This window comes from Bradyrhizobium sp. BR2003, assembly GCF_009720285.1.
GTDB lineage: Bacteria > Pseudomonadota > Alphaproteobacteria > Rhizobiales > Xanthobacteraceae > Bradyrhizobium > Bradyrhizobium elkanii.
In genome coordinates, this window is record NZ_SMYJ01000008.1 from 64,042 (window position 1) to 84,191 (window position 20,150).

A 20,150-nucleotide genomic window follows, 5' to 3' on the forward strand; every position below is an offset into this window, starting at 1 on the left:
TCATGACGCTGATCGACAATCTGTCCGAGCGCGCCGCCGATCTGTCGCGGCGCAACTTCCTCCGTGCCGGCGCGATCGCGGGCGGCGGCCTGCTGCTCAGCGTGAGCCTGCCGTTCGCGAGCCGCGAGAGCGAGGCGGCGACCGCCGATGGCTTCGCGCCGAACGCCTTCGTCCGGATCGGCGGCGACGGCAAGGTCGTGCTGACCATGCCCTATGTCGAGATGGGGCAGGGCACCTATACCTCGATCCCGATGCTGATCGCCGAGGAGCTCGAGATCGGCCTGACGCAGGTCCGGCTCGAACACGCGCCGCCGAGCGACAAGCTCTACGCCAATCCGCTGCTCGGCGTGCAGGCCACCGGCAATTCGAACGCAATGCGCGGTGCCTGGCAGCCGATGCGGAAAGCCGGCGCCACTGCGAAGGCGATGCTGGTCGCGGCCGCGGCGAAGCGCTGGAACGTCGAGCCGGGGACATGCCGCGCCGAGAACGGCGAGGTGCATCACGCGGCCTCGGGACGCAAGCTGGGTTACGGCGAACTGGCGACTGACGCGGCGCAGATGCCGGTGCCGGAGAATGTCACGCTGAAGAGCCCGTCCGAGTTCAAGCTGATCGGCACGCCGGCCAAGCGGCTCGATACGCCCTCCAAGATCAACGGCACGACGGTCTACGGCATCGACGCCCGGCCGCCCGGGGTGAAGGTCGCGACCCTGGCGCAGTCGCCGGTGTTCGGCGGGCGGGTGAAGCGCGTCGATGATGCAGCGGCAAAAGCCGTCAAGGGCGTGCGCCAGATCGTGACGCTCGACGACGCCGTCGCGGTGGTGGCCGACCACATGGGGGCGGCGAAGAAGGGTCTCGCGGCGCTCACGATCGAATGGGACGAGGGGGTCCACGCCAAGCTCGCCACATCGGATATCGCGCGCGAGCTCGAAGCCGCCACCACGAAGCCGGGCGCGGTCGCGCAGAATATCGGCGACGCCGACAAGGCGATGACGGGCGCGGCGACGAAAGTCGAGGCGACCTATCAGCTGCCGTTCCTCGCCCATGCCACGATGGAGCCGATGAACTGTACGGTGCATGTTCGCGCCGACGGCTGCGAGATCTGGGTCGGCAACCAGGCGCTCTCGCGCGTGCAGGCAGTGGCCGCCAAGATGCTTGACCTGCCGCCGGAGAAGGTGGTGGTGCACAATCATCTGCTCGGCGGCGGCTTCGGCCGCAGGCTCGAGGTCGACGGCGTCATTCGCGCCGTGCAGATCGCAAAGCAGGTCGACACGCCGGTCAAGGTGGTGTGGACCCGCGAGGAGGACATCCAGCACGACATGTACCGGCCGTACTGGTGCGACCGGATTGCGGTCGGCCTCGATGCGTCCGGCAAGCCGGTCGCCTGGAACAACCGCTTCGCCGGCTCGTCGGTGCTGGCGCGATGGGCGCCGCCGGCGTTCCGCAATGGTCTCGATCCCGACACGACGGAAGGGGCGATCGATCTCGTCTACGACATCCCCAACTTCCACGTCGAATATGTCCGGGTCGAACCGCCGGGCATTCCGACAGCGTTCTGGCGCAGCGTCGGCCCCTCGCACAACGTGTTCGTCACCGAAAGCATGATCGACGAGCTGGCGGCGGCCGCGAAGCAGGATCCGCTCGATTATCGCCGCGCGCTGCTCGGCAAGTCGCCGCGTGCCAAGGCGGCGCTCGAGCTCGCGGCGGCCAAGGCCGGCTGGGGCGGCAAACTGCCGGCCGGGCGCGGCCGCGGCGTGTCCCTGCAATTCGTGTTCGGCAGCTACCTCGCCCAGGTTGCCGAGGTCGAGGTCGCCAGGGACGGTTCGGTCCGCGTCCACCGCGTCGTCTGCGCGATGGATTGCGGCACCGTGGTCAATCCCGACACGGTGCAGGCGCAACTGCAGAGCGGCATCAATTTCGGCGTCACGGCGGCGCTCTACGGCGAGATCACGCTCAAGGACGGCCGCGTCGAGCAGGGCAATTTCGACAGTTACCAGATGCTGCGCATCGATCAGGCGCCGGCGATCGAGGTCCATATCGTCCCGAGCACCGAGCCGCCCGGCGGCATGGGCGAGACCGGAACCTCGGGCATCGTGCCGGCGATCAGCAACGCGATCTTCGCGGCGACCGGCAAGCGGCTGCGCAAGATGCCGGTCGATCCGGCGGTGTTGAAGCAGACGTAAGCCGCGGGTGAGAATGTCAGCCGGGGTGCTGGCGCGATCGTGAAGCCGGACGGATTTGCGCCGTGCACAGATCCGTGCGAGAAGCGGGCATGCATTTGAGGCGGCTCGCCAATCTCTGGATTCTGCTGCTCGTCGCGGCCGGGCTGTTGCTCGCGCCCGTGGCGCCGGCATTTGCCCGGATGATGCCGGATGCATCGGCCGCTGCGATGCAGGCGATGTCCGATCACGCCATGTCTCGACAGGCCATGTCGCATCAGGCCGAGTCCGACGGGATCATGTCCGGGCAGGAGATGGCCGACGACATGCCGTGCTGTCCGGACCAGAGCAAAAGCAAGGGCTGCGAGGACTGTCCGTTCCTCGCGCTCTGCATGCTGAGCGTTTCGTTACCGGTGCCCGCCGGCACAGCGTCGCTGGTCGAGCGCGAGCCGCTGCGGAGCCGGATCGCCGCCCGTGACGACCGTCTGCTTGACGGCCTTGGCGCCAGACCTCCCGACCATCCGCCTCGAACCCACGTCTGACGGGCGCTCAAGCGCCTGATCGCTGACGCGTGCGCCTGACGGCGCGCGTGCCTTTGCATGCCGCTCGCGCGGTTCATCAGACCTATCGAGGATCTTTACCATGAAGTCTGTCCACCTGGCGCGCGCCGCTGCCGCCGCACTGATCGGCGTTGCCGTAACGGGCATGGCTGCCCACGCCGAGATCAAGAACTACGAATTCCAGCTGGTGCAGCCGACGGTCAAGGCGGGTGCCGATCGCATCGTCACGGTGCGGCTGGTCGACAAGACCAGCGGGAGAGCCGTGCCCGACGCGGTCATCTTCTCGACCCGGCTCGACATGGCGCCCGACGGCATGCAGGAGATGGCCACCAAGGTGACGCCGATGCCGGGCACCGAACCCGGCACCTACCGGTTCAAGGCGACCTTCGGCATGGCCGGCCGCTGGCAATTGTCGCTCGGCGCCAAGGTGCAGGGCGAGACCGGCGCGGTCGAGAGCAAGCTCGTCGTCACGGCCGAGCAATGAGCCGCCGCGCAATCGGCCCCTTAACATGGGCCGGCGCCGCCGCTGCGATCGCCGCAGCGGCAGGCGCCGCATGGATCGGCCGCGACCTGCCGCCGCGGCCGGTGACCGCTGCCATCGTCTCCGCCGCGCGGGCGGCGGAGACTGCTGCACCGATCTACTACCGCGATCCCGAGGGCAAGTCGCTCTATTCGGCGACACCGAAGAAGACGCCTGACGGGCGCGACTATCTGCCGGTGTTTGCGGATGACGAGGCCGCTGCCGGCGAGCCCGGGCGATCGGCAGAGGTGAGCGCGCCCGCCGCGAAAGGCGAGCGCAAGGTGAAATATTATCGCAATCCGATGGGACTTCCCGACACCTCGCCGGTGCCGAAGAAGGATTCCATGGGGATGGATTACATCGCCGTCTATGACGGCGATGACAGCGACGACGGTTCGATCACGCTGTCGCCCGGCAGGATCCAGCGCAGCGGCGTCAAGTCCGAGGCCGCGCAGATGCGCCGCATCCGCACGCTGGTCCGTGCCCCCGGCACGATCCAACTCGACGAGCGTCGCGTCTCCGTCATCGCGATGCGGGCCGAGAGCTATGTGCAGAAAATCGCCGACGTCACGACCGGCAGCCGGGTGACAAAAGGCCAGCCGTTGATGGAGATCTACAGCCCGGCAATATCGTCCGCCGCGGCCGAATATGTCGCGACCATCACGTCGAAGGCGACCGCGAGTATCGAGCCCTACGGACGCGGCTCCAAGCAGCGGCTGACCAATCTCGACGTTCCCGAACCCGTCATCGCCGAGATGGAGAAGAGCCGGACGGTCCCGATCGCGATCCAGTGGCTGTCGCCGCGCGACGGCATCGTGCTGCAGCGCGCCGCGATCGAGGGCATGCGCGCCCAGCCCGGCGACGTGCTGTTTCGGATTGCCGACGTCTCTGTCGTGTGGGCACTGGTCGATGTCGCCGAGCGCGATCTCGGTAACATCGTGGTCAGGCAAAAGGTCACGGTGCGGGCACGCAGCTATCCCGGCCGCAGCTTCGCGGGCCAGATCAGCGTGATCTATCCGCAGGTCAACAAGGAGACACGCACAGCGCGGGTGCGGATCGAATTGCAGAACGCCGACCTCGCACTGCTGCCGGACATGTATGTCGACTCCGAGATCGACACCGGCGGCGCGGCACCGGTACTTACCGTGGCTGATAATTCCATCCTCGACACTGGAAGCCGCCAGAGCGTGCTGATCGACCGCGGCAACGGACGGTTCGAGCCGCGCGAGGTCAAGCTCGGGCGGCGCGGCGAGGGCTATGTCGAAATCCGCGACGGCCTCGCCGAGGGCGATGCGGTGGTGACCTCAGCCACCTTCCTGATCGACGCCGAGAGCAATCTGAAAGCGGCGATCAAGGGCTTTGCCGAGGCCGGTGCTGCGCAGACGGGTGAGGGCGACAAGACGGGGGACCGCCGATGATTGCCCGCATCATCGCCTGGTCGGCGCGCAACCTGCTGCTGGTGCTGTTCGGCACCGGCTTCGCGGCGGCCGCGGGCCTTTACGCGCTGCTGCATCTGCCGCTCGATGCGATTCCCGATCTCTCCGACACCCAGGTCATCGTCTACACGGAGTATCCCGGCCAGGCGCCGCAGGTGATCGAGGACCAGGTCACCTATCCCCTGACCACGGCGATGCTGACGGTGCCGAAGTCGAAGGTCGTGCGCGGCTTCTCGTTCTTCGGCGTGTCTTTTGTTTATGTCATCTTCGAGGACGGCACAGACATCTACTGGGCGCGCTCGCGGGTGCTCGAATTCCTCAACGGCGCGGCGTCGCGGCTGCCGGCCGGCGTTTCACCGACCATTGGACCCGACGCCACCGGGGTGGGCTGGGTCTACCAATATGCCGTGATGTCGAAAGAGCTGAACCTTGCGGACACCCGCACGATCCAGGACTGGAACCTGAAGTTCGCGCTGGCCAGGGCGGAGGGCGTCGCCGAGGTCGCCGGCGTCGGCGGCTTCGTCAAGCAGTACAACGTGATCCTCGACCCGCAGCGGATGCGCGATCGCGGCATCACCATGCAGCGGATGCGCGATGCCATCCGCGCCAGCAACGCCGACGTCGGCGGCCGCACCGTCGAGCTGTCCGAGTTCGAATATGTCATCCGCGGCAAAGGCTATCTGAAGGACATCAACGATCTCGGCAACATCGTGCTGAAGACCGATGGCGGCACGCCGGTGCTGCTGCGCGACGTCGCCCGCGTCGAGCTCGGCCCCGACGAGCGGCGCGGCATCGCTGAACTGAACGGTGAGGGCGAGGTCGCGAGCGGCATCGTGCTGCAACGCTTCGGCGTCAACGCGCTCGACGTGATCGAGAACGTCAAGAAGCGTTTCAGGGAGATCGCGACCAGCCTGCCGAAATCGGTCGAGATCGTGCCGGTCTATGACCGCTCCAACCTGATCTATGCGGCGATCGACACATTGAAGCGGACGTTGCTCGAGGAGAGCGTGGTAGTCGCCCTGGTCTGCATCGTGTTCCTGCTGCATGTCCGCAGCGCGCTGGTCGCGATCCTGATGCTGCCGGTCGGCGTCTTGATGGCGTTCGGCGCGATGAAGCTGCTCGGTATCGGCTCCAACATCATGAGCCTCGGCGGCATCGCGATCGCGATCGGCGCCATGATCGACGCGGCGATCGTGATGATCGAGAACGCGCACAAGCACCTGGAGCGGGCGGAGCCCGGGCGGTCGCGGGTCGCGATCCTGATCCAGGCTGCGGCGGAGGTGGGGCCGGCGCTGTTCTTCAGCCTGCTCATCATCACCGTGTCCTTCATGCCGATCTTCACGCTGGAGTCGCAGGAGGGGCGGCTGTTCTCGCCGCTCGCCTTCACCAAGACGTTTGCGATGGCGGCGGCAGCGCTGTTGTCGGTGACGCTGGTGCCGGCGCTGATGGTGATCTTCGTCCGCGGCAAGATCGTCCCCGAGCACAGAAATCCGATCAATCGCTTTCTGATCTGGATCTACCGTCCGGTCATCAACGGTGTGTTGCGGGCCAAGATGCTGGTGATCCTGCTCGCGCTCGGTACCGTCGCCGTCTCGATCTGGCCGGCCCGGCAACTCGGCACCGAGTTCATGCCTGACCTCAATGAGGGCACGCTGCTTTATATGCCGACCACGCTGCCGGGGATTTCGGTGACCAAGGCGGCCGAGCTGTTGCAAATGCAGGACCGAATCATCCGCGGCTTTCCGGAAGTCGCCTCGGTCTACGGCAAGGCCGGCCGCGCCGCGACCGCAACCGATCCGGCACCGTCGGAAATGTTCGAAATCGTCATCAATCTGAAGCCGAAACAGCAATGGCGCGCCGGCCTCACGCTCGACCGCCTGATCGGCGAGATGGACAAGGCGCTGCAATTTCCCGGCGTCTCCAACGCCTGGACCATGCCGATCAAGGCGCGCATCGACATGCTGTCGACCGGGATCAGGACGCCGGTCGGCGTCAAGGTGATCGGTCCCGATCTTGCCGTGATCGACAAGCTCGCGCGCCAGGTCGAGCAGGTCGTGCGGGGCGTGCCCGGCACCTCGTCGGCCTATGCCGAGCGCAGCCTCGGCGGCTACTATCTCGAGATCACGCCGAACCGTGAGGCGTTGTCGCGCTACGGCATCGCGGTGCAGGACGTGCAGGATACCATCGCGACCGCGCTCGGCGGCCAGAGCGTGACCACGACGGTCGAGGGGCGCCAGCGCTTCACCGTCAACATGCGCTATCCGCGCGACCTGCGCGACAATCCGGGCGCGATCGCCAGCGACATCCTGGTGCCGATGCCGGCGGGCGGGGCGGTGCCGCTCGGCGAGGTCGCCGACATCGCGCCTGCGCGCGGGCCGACCACGATCCGGACCGAGAACGGGCAACTCGCGACCTACATCTATGTCGACATCCGCGATCGCGACCTCGGCGGCTATGTCGCGGACGCGCAGCGCGCGGTGCAGGCCGACGTGCAGTTTCCCCCTGGCACCTACGTGGTCTGGAGCGGGCAGTACGAATATCTCGAGCGCGCCGCCGCGCGGCTCAGGATCGTGGTGCCGGTGACGCTGTCGATCATCTTCCTGCTGCTCTACCTCAACTTCCGCTCGGTGGCGGAGACCATGATCGTGATGCTGTCGCTGCCGTTCGCGCTGGTCGGCGGCCTCTGGCTGATGTGGGCGCTCGGCTTCAACCTGTCGGTTGCGGTCGCGGTCGGCTTCATCGCGCTCGCCGGCGTCGCCGCCGAGACCGGCGTCGTGATGCTGATGTATCTCAACCAGGCGCTGGGCGAGATCACGGCGCGTCGCGCTGCCGAGGGGGGCACGATCGATCGTGACGATCTCAATCGCGCGATCATCGCGGGTGCGGTCGAGCGGGTCCGGCCGAAGATGATGACGGTGGTCGCCATCATGGCCGGGCTGTTGCCGATCATGTGGAGCACCGGCACCGGCTCGGAGATCATGCAGCGCATCGCGGTGCCCATGATCGGCGGCATGATCTCGTCGACACTGCTGACATTGATCGTGATTCCCGCGATCTTCGCCGTCGTGAAGGGCTTTGGGCTTCGCGCGGCAGTATCGGAGCGAGATATCCCTGCGGTCGCGGTGCGCAAGCAGGCGCGGTTGTGACGCGACCATGACGCAGGTTCGCGGATTCAAACCGGATTGAATGATACCCTGCGGGGGTATATACGATAGCGGTTTGCGGCGGGCTGATTTGCGGTTAGCTTGCCGGTGGTGGGAGATGCGAAGCGGGTGTTGGTGCGATTGACGAGGTCGGGGCGGGTGCGGGCGGGATGTTCCATCATCCTGGCCTACCTGTTCTGCGTGCTCGCGCCGTCCTTCGCGCTCGCGTGCGGCGCGCCGTTTCCGTGCCTGACCGATGAGGTCCAGCGCGTGGCGGTGCATGTGCACGACGCGTCGATGCCGATGGCGCATGCCGAAGCTGCCGCCCACGATCATGTCGGCATGCACATGCAGCACGCGGCCGATGCCGCCGAACCACCCGCGAAGCACAGCCACGACGGCAAGAATTCGTCGGGGCCATGCTGCGCGTTGATGTGCGTATCGGCGCTGCCGGCCGATCTTCCCTTCGTCGCAACGCCCTTGCACCCGATCAGCACGCGCCTTTGCGAGGCTCATCAGAGCCTGCGGAGCGAGGCGCCTACGCGCCTCTATCGTCCCCCCATCGCCTGATCGTTCGCTGACATCGTGGCTGCGCCGCGTGCTCGCGCGCCTGCCTGTTGCTCATCTGATGATCGGGACAGATCCATGTATTCGCATCTCGGGGCGAGGCTCGCCGCCGTGGCCACCAGGCTTGCCAACAGGCTTGGCCGGCGCGCGCCACCCACATTGCTGCCGCGGATGGCCGCCGCCGTCCTCGCATCTGCGCCGCTGGCCGGCTGCATGGCCGACGGCCGGCCGCTTGCCGTCGCAAGTGATCCGGCGAACCCGGCGGCAGGGACGGCTGGCGTCAGCTACCGCTCGACGATCGCACCCTACAGCAGCCTGCGTCCGTTGACGCCGCTGCCCTGGCGCGAGCGCAATGACGGCGTGACGCCGCCGGCCAGTTCGAAGTCGGATCGGTAGGAGGGCGCCATGCAATATCCGGCCATGGCGCCGATCCTGCTGCTGACATCCGCGCTCGCGGGATGCGCGTCGTTCTCGCCCGACAGCGGTATGGGCGTCGTCTCCGAGGTGACCGAGCAGGCGATCGGCAGGGACGTCGCCTTCGTTCGCAGCGGAGAGGGGGCGGCGAGCGTCGACGCCGCGGTGAAACGGCTGCTCGCGCGCAATTTGACCGCCGATGCCGCCGTGCAGGTCGCGCTCTTGAACAACAAGGGGCTGCAGGCCGCCTATAACGAGCTGGCGCTGGCGCAGACCGATTACGTCGCCGACAGCCTGCCGCCGAACCCGACCTTCTCGGTCTCCCGCATCACCGGAAACGGCGCCAGCGAGGTCGAGCGGCAAGTGGTCGGCGACATCCTGGCGCTGGCGACGCTTCCGGCCCGCTCCGAGATCGCGCGCGAGCGCTTCCGTCAGGCGCAGCTCAAGGCCGCGCTCGCCACCCTGCGGCTTGCCGCCGAGGTGCGGCGCAGCCATGTCGCGGCCGTCGCGGCAAATGAGATGGTCGCGCTGCTGACGGACGCGAAGGCAACCGCGGAGTCGACCGCGCAACTCGCCAGGAAGCTCGGCGAGACCGGCGGCATGAACAAGCTCGACCAGGCCCGCGAGCAGGTGTTCTACGCCGAGATCACCGCCGACCTCGCCAGCGCGCGGCAGAATGCGGCGAGTTCGCGCGAGCGGCTGGCGCGCCTGCTCGGCTTGTGGGACGGCGATCTCGGCTTCCGGCTTCCGGACCGGTTGCCGCCGCTGCCGAAGTGGCCGCTGCAGCAGCCATCGATCGAGATCGCCGCGGTCGGTCAGCGCGTCGATCTGCAGATTGCACGGATGGAAATCGTCGCGCTCGCCAAGGCGCTCGATCTCACCGAGGCAACGCGCTTCGTCACGCTGCTCGACGTCGCCGGCATCGACAAGCGGACGCACGATCCCGAAGCCCCGCCGTTCAGGGAGCGCGGCTTCGACGTCCAGTTCCAGATTCCGATCTTCGACGGCGGCGAGGTGCGCCTGCGCCAGGCGGCGGAGACCTACCGCCAGGCGATGAATCGCCTGACCGAGAAGGCGGTCAACGTCCGCTCCGAGGCGCGCGACGCCTACCGCGTCTACCGCTCGACCTACGACATCGCACGCCATTATCAGCGCGAGGTGCTGCCGTTGCGGCAGATCATCACCGAGGAGATGCAGCTGCGCTTCTCCAGCATGCAGGTCGACGTGTTCGCGCTGCTGACCGAAGCGCGGCAGCGGCTCGCCTCGCTGCGCGCGGCGATCGACGCCAAGCGCGACTTCCTGCTGGCGCAATCCGAGCTGCAGACCGCGATCAACGGCGGCGGCTCGGCCGGCGCAGCATCGACACCGTCTTCCATCGCCTCGGCCGCGCAGCCCGCGGCGAGCGGCGGTCATTGAATGGAGCAGCACATGTTTTCACGACGAGGATTTCTCGGCAGCGCGGCGCTGGTCACGGCAGGCGCGGTGAGCGGCCGCGTCCAGGCCGCCGCCATTCCCGAAGCACCGACCATGGACAAGGTGGTGATGCAGCCGCCGCTGCATCCCACCAGCGGGCCGGACTACCGGCCGGTCGTCACGCTCAACGGCTGGTCGCTGCCGTGGCGGCTGAACGGCGACTGGAAGGAATTCCATCTCGTCGCCGAGCCCGTGGTGCGCGAATTCGCCGACGGCATGAAGGCCAATCTCTGGGGCTATAACGGCCAGGCGCCGGGGCCGACCATCGAGGCGGTCGAAGGCGACAAGGTCCGCATCTTCGTCACCAACAAATTGCCGGAGCACACCACGGTGCACTGGCACGGCATGATCGTGCCGTCAGGCATGGACGGCGTCGGCGGGCTCAGCCAGCCGCACATCAAGCCCGGCAAGACCTTCGTCTACGAATTCGAGATGAAGCACAGCGGGACCTTCATGTACCACCCGCATTCCGACGAGATGGTGCAGATGGCGATGGGCATGATGGGCATGTTCATCGTGCACCCCCGCGATCCGGCGTTCCGTCCCGTCGACCGCGACTTCGTCTTCATCATGAGCAGCTACCTCATCGACCCCGGCACCTATCTGCCGAAGGTCAGCGAGATGACCGACTTCAACATGTGGACCTGGAACAGCCGCGTCTATCCCGGCATCGATCCGATGCCGATCCGGCTCGGCGACAGGATCCGAGTGCGGATCGGCAACCTGACCATGACCAACCATCCGATCCATGTGCACGGGCACAATTTCGCGGTGACCTGCACCGACGGCGGCTGGGTGCCGGTGTCGGCGCAATATCCGGAAACCACGACCGACGTGCCGGTCGGCGCGGTCAGGGCGTTCGACATGCTCGCCGACAATCCGGGCGACTGGGCGTTCCACTGCCACAAGTCGCACCACACCATGAACGCGATGGGCCACGACGTCAGAAACTTCATCGGCGTGTCGCGCCAGCATCTGGCGAAGGCGGTCGGCAAGCTCGCGCCCGACGCCATGGTGATGGGATCGACCGGCATGGCGATGGGCAACATGGAGATGCCCGCGCCCGACAACACGCTGCCGATGATGACCGGCACCGGACAATTCGGGCCGATCGAGATGGGCGGCATGTTCACGGTGATGAAGATCCGCGAGGGGCTCGGCCGCGACGATTACACCGACCCCGGTCCCTACGAATATCCGCCGCGCACGGTTGCCTATGAGGTCGAGGCGCCCGCCGCCGAGCCCGCGCGCCAACCGCCGGCGGCGCCCGGGCGAAAAGCCAAGCCATCGATGAAGGGAATGAAGATGTAGCGGATCCCTCACTCACCAACCACAAGCATCTAACACGGAATGGAGAATCCAGTGAAGCAACTTACCAGCATCGGCATCGCGCTGATTGCGCTGTCGGTCGCGGCAGTGCCGTCGCGCGGTCACGAAAAACATGGTCACGAATCCTATTCGGCCGGCGAGCCCGGCGATCCGAGCAAGCCCTCGCGCACGGTCGAGGTCGAGATGAAGGAGATGGAGTTCACGCCGTTCCGCATCGAGGTCAAGCGCGGCGAGCAGATCCGATTCGTGATCCGCAATGCCGGCACCGAGGATCACGAATTCCTGCTCGCGACCACCGAAGAGAATTTGAAGCATGCCGAAGTGATGAAGAAGCATCCGCATATGGAGCATGACGATCCGAACGGCGTTCGCCTCGCACCGAAGATGAGTGCGGAGATCGTCTGGAAATTCACCAAGGCCGGAACGTTCGAATATTCCTGTCTGATCCCGGATCACCGCGACTACGGGATGACCGGCCGCGTCATCGTGAAATGAAACGATCAACGAAAGAAAGGACAACAACCATGAACAGGATCATCCTGATTGCGCGCGCCGCCTCGCTTGCGCTGGCGTTGACATGGAGTGCGCCGTGGGGCGCGGCGTTCGCGCAGGGCGCTGATATCGATGGCGAGGTCAAGAAGATCGACGAGGGCGCGGGGAAGATCACGCTCAAGCACGGCCCGGCCAGGAGCCTCGGCATGGACGAGCCGATGACGATGGTCTACCGGGTCAAGGATCCGGCGCTGCTGAAGCAGGTCAAGGTCGGCGACAAGGTCCGGTTCGAGGCCAAGGAGGGCGACGGCGGCTACACCGTCACCGCGATCCAGAAGGCAAAGTGAGGCGACGGCCCGCATCAACAGGTTGGGCTGTCGGCTGAACCCAGCCGGCAGCCCTTGACCGCGACGCATGATCGCCAGAGCTGTTCCAGACGGATCGGCTTGAATGCGTTACGTGGCCGGCCTTATCCTGTCGCCTGGAAGGACGAGCCATGAACGATTGCTGCGAGCAGAAGACGACCGAATGCTGCGCACCGCCGCCGCTGACGCTGCCGGCCAAGGCTCGTGTGCGGGCGGGGAACCGCGATCGCGCGGCCGATTCGTGCGGCTGCTCAGGCGGCGTTCCCGTCTTCGACGGTCTCGATCCGCGCTACAGGCGCGTGCTCTGGACGGTCATCGGCCTCAATGGCGCGATGTTCCTGACCGAGATGATCGCGGGTCAGCTTGCCGGATCGCAGGCGCTCAAGGCCGATGCGCTCGACTTCCTTGCCGATACGCTCACCTATGGATTGAGCCTTGCGGTGATCGGCGCCAGCCTGCGTGCGCGCGCCTCCGCTGCGCTGTTGAAGGGCGTGTCGCTGAGCTTGATGGCGCTGTGGGTGTTCGGCTCGACCGTCTACCAGACGTTCGTGCTCGGCGTGCCGAAGGCCGAGGTGATGGGCGCCATCGGCACGTTGGCACTCGCGGCCAATCTAGGCTCGGTTCTGCTTCTGCTGCCGTACAAGGACGGCGACGCCAATGTCCGCTCGGTCTGGCTCTGCTCGCGCAACGACGCGATCGGAAACCTCATCGTGATGGCGGCCGCTCTCGGCGTGTGGGGATCGGTCTCGGCCTGGCCTGACCTTGCCGTCGCCGCCGTGATGGCGATCATATTCCTCAGCTCGTCGGTGCAAATCCTGCGGCAGGCATGGGCCGAATATCGCGAGGCCGCGCTACGCAGCCCGTCGGCGGCGCATGGCTGATAAAGCAACAAGCGCCCGGTGCTTCCTGCGACGGGCCGCGGCAGGGCAGAAATTTGCCGCGCATTTACCTTAAATGATGGCTCCGGGGGAACGTCCGTGGCGGCGGCGCGTTGCTGTGCATCATTCGAGTGCAGAAGGCTCCCTCATGACAATCAACGCGGCAATACTGATGGCGGCATTGGTGCTGTCGGGAACCGTGTTGGCGCAAAGCTCCGGCCCTTCGGCCGGCTCGGCGGGGGCCGGGCAGGCCGCCAATGTGACCACCACCGGCCAGGCGCTGAACAGCGCCAAGAAGACCGGCGACAGCGGGCCGCCGGTGGAGAAGGCCGCGCGTCCGGCAAAGCCGGATGCCGGCGCTGCGGGCAACACGGTGGGGGCGAGCCGCCCGCCAAAGCCCGATCGTCGCCTCGAGCATTATCCGTAAGTCGCCCGGAATCCCGGGGACCTCGCCGCGTTCGAGCCGGTTCGGCCGGCATCAGTCATGATACCGTCAGGCCGCATCGGCTAGCCAAGGCGCTTGGCTGAAACGAGGTGGACAGGTTCATGGCGGGGAAGAACCGGGCTCAATTCCCGGGAATGGATCGGCGGACCGCCGGAGTGCTTCTTGTCCTTGCCGTGGCGCAAGTATTCGGCTGGGGGACCCTTGGCCTGCCGGCTATCGCCGGTCACCGGATTGCGGCTGATCTCCACATCTCGCTCCCGATGGTGTTTGCCGGCACGTCGACCCTGTACGTGGCGATGGGCCTGTGCGGGCCGCTGCTGGCGGAACCGTTCCGGCGGGTTGGCGCGCGGCGCGTCATGATGATCGGCAGCGTGATTGGGGCGCTCGGTTTCGTCGTGCTGGCCCGCGCGCATCAGGCCGCGCTCTATTTCGTCGCCTGGGCAGTCCTCGGTATTGCCGGCAGCGCGGCGCTGAGCACGGCCGCCTATATCATGCTGAACGAGGTGGCCGGGCGGAACGCGAAGGGGGCGATCGGCGCTCTGATGCTGGTCACCGGACTTTCCAGCAGCATCTTCTGGCCGACAACCGCGTTGCTCACCGGAGTCATCGGCTGGCGCAGCACCTGCTTGCTCTATGCCGCGGCGATGGTTCTTGTCTGCCTGCCGCTCTACAGCTTCGGGCTGCCGCGCCGGGCGGCCAACGCGGCCGAAACGGCATTGCCACCGGACCGGTCGGCCGCGCCGCCGCCGGCCCGAAGCACGTTCTTTCTGGTGGTTGCGGCGATCGCGCTCAACGCCTTCGTCAGCTTCGGGTTCAGCGCGGTGCTGGTCGAACTGTTGAAGGCGCAGGGGCTGTCGGTACCCGAGGCGGTCGCGTTCGGTTCGGTGCTCGGCGTCGTGCAGGTGTCGGCACGCGCGATCGACTTTTTGGGCGGCGGCCGCTGGGACGGCATCACCACGGGGCTCGTCGCCGGCACACTGCTGCCGGTCGCGATGCTGCTCCTGATCGTCGGCCACGGCAGCCATCTGGCGATTGCGGCTTTCATCCTGATCTATGGCCTCGGCAGCGGCGCGCTTGCGGTGGCACGCGCGACGATTCCGCTGGTGTTCTACGACAAGAGCGCGTTCGCCAAGGCGACGTCGCATATCGCCTTGCCGCTCAACCTGATCTCGGCGGTGGCGCCCCCGGTCCTGGCCGGCCTGCTGACGCGGTTCGGCAGCAACGCCGTGCTGGAGGTGGCGCTCATCTGCTCGATCGGTGCGCTGGTGATGCTCACCATCCTCGGCCGCCGTCGGCCCGTCGTCGGGATCGCCGCGACGTCGTGACGATCCTGCGGCCCGTGGCTGCTTCGCTGAGCGGCCGTGCGGCCCGTCATCGCACCGCGAAGCGAGGCACGGTTCTTGCCTTGTATCAGCTGTGAAGTGACGCGCGTCGCGACGGCGACTGCGCGTGCGCTCGAGCCATGACGCGAGAGGTTCCATGACCCAACGGCGTATCGGCTTCGTCGGCTTCGGAGAGGCCGCGCAATGCTTCGCGGCGCATCTCGCAGGCCGACACGAATCCGCGCCGCTGGTGTTTTGCGAGGGCAAGACCAATCGGCCGCCATATTCGGAAGCGTTCCGGAGCATCGCGTCCGCGCGCGGCGTTGAGCTGGTGGACAGCCTGTCGCGCTGATGGCGCGCGCCGACATCGTGTTCTCCGCCGTCGTGATTGCGACCGCCGCGCCGGTCGGCCAAGCCATCGCCGGCCTGGTCCGGCCCGGAATGCTGGTGGTCGACGTCAACGCCTCCACGCCGAGGGCCAAGCGGCTGGTGGGCGATGCGGTGACGGCGAACGGTGGTGCCTTCGTCGATGCCAATCTGATGGGCGCGGTCAGCATTTACGGTGCGGCGGTGCCGCTGTACTGCTCCGGCGATGGCGCCGCGCGCTTCGCCGAGTTGTTTGCGCCGTTGGGCCTCACGATCGAGCTCGCCGGTCCAGAGGCCGGCACCGCCGCCGCGGTGAAGATGCTGCGGAGCGTGGTGACCAAGGGCATGGAGGCGCTGATCGTGGAGGCGTTGACCGCCGCCTCGCTCGCCGGGGTGCGCAGCGAAGCGCTGCGCGGCATTTGCGAACCGATGGACGCGACGCGCTACAGCAAATTCGTCGACATGTGCGTGCGCACCGATGTGCTGCACGCCGAGCGCCGCGCCGTCGAGATGGATGGCGTCGCCGATGGGCTGCGCGAGATCGGCCTGCAACCGATCATGACGGAAGCGACCGCCGCGCGGCTCAGGACATCGGCGCGGCTCGGCCTGCGCGATGATTTCGCGGCGCGCCAGGCCTACAGCGCCGACGATGTGCTCGATGCGTATGCTGCGAGAATGGCCGATCTCGCTCGCAACTCGTAGGAGGGGTAGAGCCAACGGGGCCGCGCTTTGCGCGGACCCGTTGGCTCTACCCATCCTACAGCGCAGCAAAAAGCCGGCGCAGTCGTCGCGACCACGCCGGCTCGAAAGCGGTTGCCTTAGCTCAGTAAACCAGGCCGGTGCCCGGGGGCTTCTCCAGCGCTGCGGCGAGCGAGCGATATTCGTCGCTGTTGGTGCCGGCGAGCTGGGCGATGCGGTTCAAGTGGTATTGCGCCTGATCGCGGTTGCCCTGTTCGACCTGCCAGAGGCCGTAATACTGCCAGGTGCGCACATGGGCGGGATCGGCCTTGAGCGCGCGCTCGTACCAGATCTGCGAGACCTTGTAGTCGCCGAGCTTGCGATAGGAGTAGCCGATCAGGTTGGCGACGTCGGCACGATCATCCTGGCCGAGCGCCTTCAGCTGCCCGATCGCGGCGGTGTAGTCGTGCTTGTCGTAGATCGTGGTGTAGGCGGCGCGATAGCCGGCCAGGAACTTCTGATCGTCGATCGCGGAGCTCTTGTCCTTCTTCGCCTTCTTGCCCTTGCTGCTGCCGCTGTCGGAAGCCGGCGGCGAGGGATTGTCGCTGCCCGCCGCATAGGCCGAGATGACCGGCCCGGAGGCGAGCGTCATCGAGAGCACTGCGAGGCCCAAAAACTTCGTCTTCCTGCTCATTCCTGGTTGCTCCTGATCGTTCCTGATCGTGCTCGGTAATCCTACACCGAAGCCTGATGACTTGAACACCCAGGGGTGCAGAACATTCCCGGCCGATCCCACGATTGCGTGATCCTGCTTTTCCGGCGGTAGAGGAGAACATGACAGAGATGTCATGCACATGAATGAAGTCCGTCAGGGTCCTTCAGAACGGGTTCAGTGCGCGGCCCCTAAGGTCACGTGCATTGATCGGTGAGGCCGACCATCCGGCCGGTAACCTCTCGATCCCGACGAGGAGGACCATCATGCTGAAGACGATTTCCGCCGCGCTGCTCGCCATGTCCGTGATCGCAGCGCCCGCGCTCGCCGCCGAGACCGGCAAGGCTGCCGCGCCCGCGCCGGCGACCACGACTGCCCCGGCGACCAAGGCTGCCCCGGTCATCAAGAGCGAGCAGCTGCCGTCCAAGGTGCGCAACGCCAACGCCAAGATGCACCACAAGCACTATCGTCATCACCGCCACCACAAGCACATGGGCATGCTGAATGTGAAGTCGCCGAAGCATGCGACCAAGCACGTCCGTGCGAAGGTCGCGATCAAGCACGTCGCGCCAGCCAAACGTGGCTGATCAAGCGCGGCTGACCCTGATCCGAGGGGCGTAGTTTCGATCCACATTGCCCCGCTGCGCCGTTTGGATGCAGACCGGCCCGTCCGTCCATTGCTTCCCCAATGGCGGCGGGCCGGAGTGCGTCCGCTTCCGTTGTGAACCGGTCCGGAATAACCGAGTTGCGAATTCCCTTCCGCCGCCTGGCGGTCTATGAGACGCAACCGGGGCAACATGAAACAGCGACGCTTTCGGACTTCAGCAAAACTTGCAGCCATCCTGCTGCTCTCGCTTCCGCTCGCCGGCTGCCTCACCAGCGATGACGGCAGCGGGCCGACCACCTTCACCGACGATCGGGGCGTCGCCAACCAGCCGTTCCCGGACCGGTACCGCGACCAGATCCTCGCGTTCATGCGGACCTACCTGAACAATCCGGTCGGGGTTCGCGAGGCTGCTATCGCCGAGCCGGCGCAGCGCACGGTCGGCGGCCGGCTGCGCTACGTCGTGTGCCTGCGCTACAGCGCAAAGGATACCGACGGCAATTACCGCCCGGCCCGGGAGCGCGGCGTCCTGTTTGTCGACGGCCGGCTCGACCGCATCCTCGACAACCCCGCCGAGCCCTGCGCCGGCGCGTCCTACGCGGCATTTCCGGAACTGGAAAAGATGTCGCGGTGAAGCGCGGCGGCTTGTCGCAAGCCTGATCGAACCGTTAGCGAAATCCGATCACTTTTCGGGGAGGGTTGAACTTCACTTTAGCCCTCTGCGACTTACATCCAGCCGAGTTGCGGTTGCTTAACCGATGAAAAATCTCGCTGTGCCAAGGAACAAACGGGCGTTGTTGCGACCCTGGCACAGCTCGGAAACATCACGGGTCCGGCATTGCCCCAAAGCAACCTAATTGAGGTCACGTTGTTTGGCTTAACAGCGCAGCGTTAGTAACGGGGACCAGAAATGAAGAAGTTTTTGTTCGGCACGGTCGCGCTGGCCGCTCTCGCGAGCCCGGCGTTTGCGGCTGATATGCCGGCCCGCACCTATACCAAGGCACCGCCGCCCTATACCGCCCCCGCAGTCGTCTACAACTGGACCGGTTTCTATTTCGGCGGCCATGTCGGCGGCGCGTTCACCGACGGCAACAACCTGATGGGCAGCGACGCGCGCTTCATGGGTGGCGTGCAGGGCGGCTTCGACTATCAGTTCGCCCCGAACTGGGTGATGGGCGTCGAGGCGCAGTATTCCTGGCTGCCCAGCTCTTCGAACAATGGCGTGCTGCTCCCGGGCGGAACGCTGGTGACCGGCAACACCGACCAGCTCGGTTCGGTGACCGGCCGCCTCGGCTACACCTGGGGTCCGGCGCTGCTCTACGCCAAGGGCGGTTATGCCTGGCGCGACAACAACAACATCACCGCGTCGGTCGGCGGCGTGCCGGCGTCCTTCACCACCGATGGCGGTCACAAGGACGGCTATACGGTCGGCGCAGGCCTCGAATACATGTTCGCGCCGAACTGGTCGGCGAAGGCCGAATACCAGTACTACAATTTCGGCAAGACCAACTTCACCAGCGGCCCGGCCGACCTCGTCGGCACGAGCTTCCGGAACGACGAACATACCGTCAAGCTCGGGGTCAACTACCGCTTCGGTTGGGGCGGCCCGGTCGGCTCCCGCTATTGATCGCGGCTTCATCGCATCAATGAAAAGGCCGGCCTTTGGGTCGGCCTTTTTGTTTGTCGGACGCTGTCCCATTCAGCTGATGTTCACGCCTGATCGTGCAATGCAAAAAATAATTCCTGCATTGCACGGAACTTTCATCGTGTTGCGCTATTATGCGATCGCCGGGCTGGTGGACAAACGAACATGCGTAGTTTTGCGTTAGGGCTGATCCTCTCTGCGGTCTCCGTGCCGTGCCTTGCCCAGACTATCCTCAAATCCGAACCCCTGGCGCTCGCGCCTTACGAGGTCGTGTTCGTGCAGGACGCGTCCTGCTCGGCTGGCAAGGTGCTCAAGGTGACCGGCGCGATCCGGGGTCTGCATCGGCGGAAGATTTGCGTTTCGCTCGCCGCCGAACAGGCCTCGCTGGCGACGGCAACGCCGTAGGCGCGGGGCGACCGCACCCATTGCATCCCCGGTCCGCCGCTGCGCGCCGGCACAACCGACTGACTCTCGCTAGTTCAACCGCGGCTCCAGCCGCGCTTCGCGATCGGCATCGGCCTTGTTCTTGGCCGGATCCTCGTTCGGGTCGAGCTGACACGGCCGGATTTCGTAGTCGTTATCCAGCACCGGGCGGGGCGCGGACTTCTCCTCCTCGGAGACGGTATCCACCACCAAGCCCGATTTCCTGGCCAGCGTCCAGACATCCGCCTCGGTCGGGTAGGCCTTGCTCAGCTTGGCGTCCTGATAAAACAGCGCGTACGGCATTCGTCGTTCCCCAAACAACCGACAACGCCAGCAGCCGTTCTGGGTTTCAGGCAATATCGCCGTTCCGGTCACGGAACCGTGAGCGAGTATCCGCGGCAAGCATCTGAAAATATGAGTCATTTCGGCCCTTTCGCGGAGGGGCCCTGAGTCCTTAACGGGTGGTAAACCCCCGAAAAAAGAATCCCCGGGACTCTCCGGGTAGAATCGCCGGATGCTCCGGTCCATGAGAGCGATCCACCAGTCCCCTTACGAACGCATGCAACTCACCCTTGCGGTTGCGCTGCTCGCGGCCTGCGCCGCGAACGTGGCGCTGGTCTGG

At 66.1% G+C, this 20,150-nt stretch carries 22 protein-coding genes; 20 read left to right on the forward strand and 2 right to left on the reverse strand.

Annotated elements, in window-relative coordinates:
- Positions 1-2 precede the first annotated feature (2 nt).
- The 16 genes from E2I15_RS02675 to E2I15_RS02745 all read left to right on the forward strand — a co-directional run bounded on the left by E2I15_RS02675 (position 3) and on the right by E2I15_RS02745 (position 16,168).
- Complete coding sequence (locus E2I15_RS02675) at positions 3-2,180, forward strand: xanthine dehydrogenase family protein molybdopterin-binding subunit (protein ID WP_137479908.1); 2,178 nt, start codon at positions 3-5, stop codon at positions 2,178-2,180.
- Between the two features lie 89 nt (positions 2,181-2,269).
- A complete protein-coding gene (locus tag E2I15_RS02680; protein ID WP_137479907.1) occupies positions 2,270-2,698 on the forward strand; it encodes a hypothetical protein in 429 nt (142 codons plus the stop codon).
- 100 nt (positions 2,699-2,798) lie between these two features.
- On the forward strand, positions 2,799-3,200 hold the full coding sequence (locus tag E2I15_RS02685) for a FixH family protein (protein WP_137479906.1): 402 nt from the start codon (positions 2,799-2,801) through the stop codon (positions 3,198-3,200).
- Entirely contained in the window at positions 3,197-4,654 is a 1,458-nt protein-coding gene (locus tag E2I15_RS02690; protein ID WP_137479905.1) for an efflux RND transporter periplasmic adaptor subunit, read from the forward strand. Before E2I15_RS02685 ends, E2I15_RS02690 begins: the two co-directional genes overlap by 4 nt.
- On the forward strand, positions 4,651-7,818 hold the full coding sequence (locus E2I15_RS02695) for an efflux RND transporter permease subunit (protein ID WP_137479904.1): 3,168 nt from the start codon (positions 4,651-4,653) through the stop codon (positions 7,816-7,818). Before E2I15_RS02690 ends, E2I15_RS02695 begins: the two co-directional genes overlap by 4 nt.
- A gap of 126 nt (positions 7,819-7,944) precedes the next feature.
- The gene (locus E2I15_RS02700; RefSeq protein WP_349629359.1) at positions 7,945-8,385 is read left to right on the forward strand and encodes a hypothetical protein; all 441 of its coding nucleotides are present in this window, start codon (positions 7,945-7,947) and stop codon (positions 8,383-8,385) included.
- A gap of 75 nt (positions 8,386-8,460) precedes the next feature.
- Positions 8,461-8,778, forward strand: coding sequence for a hypothetical protein (locus tag E2I15_RS02705; RefSeq protein WP_137479903.1), 318 nt, complete (start codon positions 8,461-8,463; stop codon positions 8,776-8,778).
- A gap of 9 nt (positions 8,779-8,787) precedes the next feature.
- Positions 8,788-10,212: a TolC family protein gene (locus E2I15_RS02710; RefSeq protein ID WP_137479902.1), complete on the forward strand. Its 1,425-nt coding sequence runs from the start codon at positions 8,788-8,790 to the stop codon at positions 10,210-10,212.
- Between the two features lie 12 nt (positions 10,213-10,224).
- Positions 10,225-11,580 (forward strand): multicopper oxidase family protein, encoded by a 1,356-nt coding sequence (locus E2I15_RS02715; RefSeq protein WP_137479901.1) that lies wholly within the window; start codon positions 10,225-10,227, stop codon positions 11,578-11,580.
- A 39-nt stretch (positions 11,581-11,619) separates the two neighbouring features.
- Positions 11,620-12,093 (forward strand): cupredoxin domain-containing protein, encoded by a 474-nt coding sequence (locus E2I15_RS02720; protein WP_137479900.1) that lies wholly within the window; start codon positions 11,620-11,622, stop codon positions 12,091-12,093.
- A gap of 29 nt (positions 12,094-12,122) precedes the next feature.
- On the forward strand, positions 12,123-12,437 hold the full coding sequence (locus tag E2I15_RS02725) for a copper-binding protein (RefSeq protein WP_137479899.1): 315 nt from the start codon (positions 12,123-12,125) through the stop codon (positions 12,435-12,437).
- 149 nt (positions 12,438-12,586) lie between these two features.
- Positions 12,587-13,336 carry a cation efflux transmembrane domain-containing protein gene (locus E2I15_RS02730; RefSeq protein WP_137479898.1) on the forward strand — a complete coding sequence of 250 codons (750 nt, stop codon included), beginning with the start codon at positions 12,587-12,589 and terminating at the stop codon, positions 13,334-13,336.
- 145 nt (positions 13,337-13,481) lie between these two features.
- Entirely contained in the window at positions 13,482-13,760 is a 279-nt protein-coding gene (locus E2I15_RS02735; protein WP_137479897.1) for a hypothetical protein, read from the forward strand.
- A 119-nt stretch (positions 13,761-13,879) separates the two neighbouring features.
- Positions 13,880-15,103 (forward strand): MFS transporter, encoded by a 1,224-nt coding sequence (locus tag E2I15_RS02740; RefSeq protein WP_246668174.1) that lies wholly within the window; start codon positions 13,880-13,882, stop codon positions 15,101-15,103.
- Between the two features lie 154 nt (positions 15,104-15,257).
- A complete protein-coding gene (locus E2I15_RS39105; RefSeq protein ID WP_246668173.1) occupies positions 15,258-15,452 on the forward strand; it encodes a hypothetical protein in 195 nt (64 codons plus the stop codon).
- On the forward strand, positions 15,452-16,168 hold the full coding sequence (locus E2I15_RS02745) for an NAD(P)-dependent oxidoreductase (protein WP_246668172.1): 717 nt from the start codon (positions 15,452-15,454) through the stop codon (positions 16,166-16,168). The genes E2I15_RS39105 and E2I15_RS02745 overlap by 1 nt, the downstream gene beginning before the upstream one ends.
- 121 nt (positions 16,169-16,289) lie before the next feature.
- On the opposite strand, the gene E2I15_RS02750 is transcribed toward E2I15_RS02745, so the two are convergent.
- Positions 16,290-16,838 carry a tetratricopeptide repeat protein gene (locus E2I15_RS02750; RefSeq protein ID WP_016842359.1) on the reverse strand — a complete coding sequence of 183 codons (549 nt, stop codon included), beginning with the start codon at positions 16,836-16,838 and terminating at the stop codon, positions 16,290-16,292.
- Between the two features lie 284 nt (positions 16,839-17,122).
- On the opposite strand from E2I15_RS02750, the gene E2I15_RS02755 reads away from it, so the two are divergent.
- From E2I15_RS02755 to E2I15_RS02770, 4 genes are all read left to right on the forward strand, one after another.
- Positions 17,123-17,443, forward strand: coding sequence for a His-rich protein BRANT (locus E2I15_RS02755; RefSeq protein WP_170991598.1), 321 nt, complete (start codon positions 17,123-17,125; stop codon positions 17,441-17,443).
- Positions 17,444-17,653: 210 nt separating this feature from the next.
- Positions 17,654-18,094, forward strand: a complete 441-nt coding sequence (locus E2I15_RS02760) for a hypothetical protein (protein WP_137479895.1) — start codon at positions 17,654-17,656, stop codon at positions 18,092-18,094.
- 276 nt (positions 18,095-18,370) lie between these two features.
- Complete coding sequence (locus E2I15_RS02765) at positions 18,371-19,087, forward strand: outer membrane protein (protein WP_137479894.1); 717 nt, start codon at positions 18,371-18,373, stop codon at positions 19,085-19,087.
- A gap of 183 nt (positions 19,088-19,270) precedes the next feature.
- Positions 19,271-19,510 (forward strand): DUF6719 family protein, encoded by a 240-nt coding sequence (locus tag E2I15_RS02770; protein WP_026192929.1) that lies wholly within the window; start codon positions 19,271-19,273, stop codon positions 19,508-19,510.
- Positions 19,511-19,579: 69 nt separating this feature from the next.
- Here the strand turns inward: E2I15_RS02770 and E2I15_RS02775 are convergent, their stop codons facing one another.
- Complete coding sequence (locus tag E2I15_RS02775) at positions 19,580-19,831, reverse strand: hypothetical protein (protein WP_137479893.1); 252 nt, start codon at positions 19,829-19,831, stop codon at positions 19,580-19,582.
- Between the last annotated feature and the right edge of the window lie 319 nt (positions 19,832-20,150).

Excerpts from the sequence above, each read along its gene's own strand:
- E2I15_RS02675 (WP_137479908.1), top strand. The coding sequence starts at position 3 with ATGACGCTGATCGACAATCTGTCCGAGCGCGCCGCCGATCTGTCGCGG.
- E2I15_RS02680 (WP_137479907.1), top strand. The coding sequence starts at position 2,270 with ATGCATTTGAGGCGGCTCGCCAATCTCTGGATTCTGCTGCTCGTCGCG.
- E2I15_RS02685 (WP_137479906.1), top strand. The coding sequence starts at position 2,799 with ATGAAGTCTGTCCACCTGGCGCGCGCCGCTGCCGCCGCACTGATCGGC.
- E2I15_RS02690 (WP_137479905.1), top strand. The coding sequence starts at position 3,197 with ATGAGCCGCCGCGCAATCGGCCCCTTAACATGGGCCGGCGCCGCCGCT.
- E2I15_RS02695 (WP_137479904.1), top strand. The coding sequence starts at position 4,651 with ATGATTGCCCGCATCATCGCCTGGTCGGCGCGCAACCTGCTGCTGGTG.
- E2I15_RS02705 (WP_137479903.1), top strand. The coding sequence starts at position 8,461 with ATGTATTCGCATCTCGGGGCGAGGCTCGCCGCCGTGGCCACCAGGCTT.
- E2I15_RS02710 (WP_137479902.1), top strand. The coding sequence starts at position 8,788 with ATGCAATATCCGGCCATGGCGCCGATCCTGCTGCTGACATCCGCGCTC.
- E2I15_RS02715 (WP_137479901.1), top strand. The coding sequence starts at position 10,225 with ATGTTTTCACGACGAGGATTTCTCGGCAGCGCGGCGCTGGTCACGGCA.
- E2I15_RS02720 (WP_137479900.1), top strand. The coding sequence starts at position 11,620 with ATGGAGAATCCAGTGAAGCAACTTACCAGCATCGGCATCGCGCTGATT.
- E2I15_RS02725 (WP_137479899.1), top strand. The coding sequence starts at position 12,123 with ATGAACAGGATCATCCTGATTGCGCGCGCCGCCTCGCTTGCGCTGGCG.
- E2I15_RS02730 (WP_137479898.1), top strand. The coding sequence starts at position 12,587 with ATGAACGATTGCTGCGAGCAGAAGACGACCGAATGCTGCGCACCGCCG.
- E2I15_RS02735 (WP_137479897.1), top strand. The coding sequence starts at position 13,482 with ATGACAATCAACGCGGCAATACTGATGGCGGCATTGGTGCTGTCGGGA.
- E2I15_RS02740 (WP_246668174.1), top strand. The coding sequence starts at position 13,880 with ATGGCGGGGAAGAACCGGGCTCAATTCCCGGGAATGGATCGGCGGACC.
- E2I15_RS39105 (WP_246668173.1), top strand. The coding sequence starts at position 15,258 with ATGACCCAACGGCGTATCGGCTTCGTCGGCTTCGGAGAGGCCGCGCAA.
- E2I15_RS02745 (WP_246668172.1), top strand. The coding sequence starts at position 15,452 with ATGGCGCGCGCCGACATCGTGTTCTCCGCCGTCGTGATTGCGACCGCC.
- E2I15_RS02750 (WP_016842359.1), bottom strand. The coding sequence starts at position 16,838 with ATGAGCAGGAAGACGAAGTTTTTGGGCCTCGCAGTGCTCTCGATGACG.
- E2I15_RS02755 (WP_170991598.1), top strand. The coding sequence starts at position 17,123 with ATGCTGAAGACGATTTCCGCCGCGCTGCTCGCCATGTCCGTGATCGCA.
- E2I15_RS02760 (WP_137479895.1), top strand. The coding sequence starts at position 17,654 with ATGAAACAGCGACGCTTTCGGACTTCAGCAAAACTTGCAGCCATCCTG.
- E2I15_RS02765 (WP_137479894.1), top strand. The coding sequence starts at position 18,371 with ATGAAGAAGTTTTTGTTCGGCACGGTCGCGCTGGCCGCTCTCGCGAGC.
- E2I15_RS02770 (WP_026192929.1), top strand. The coding sequence starts at position 19,271 with ATGCGTAGTTTTGCGTTAGGGCTGATCCTCTCTGCGGTCTCCGTGCCG.
- E2I15_RS02775 (WP_137479893.1), bottom strand. The coding sequence starts at position 19,831 with ATGCCGTACGCGCTGTTTTATCAGGACGCCAAGCTGAGCAAGGCCTAC.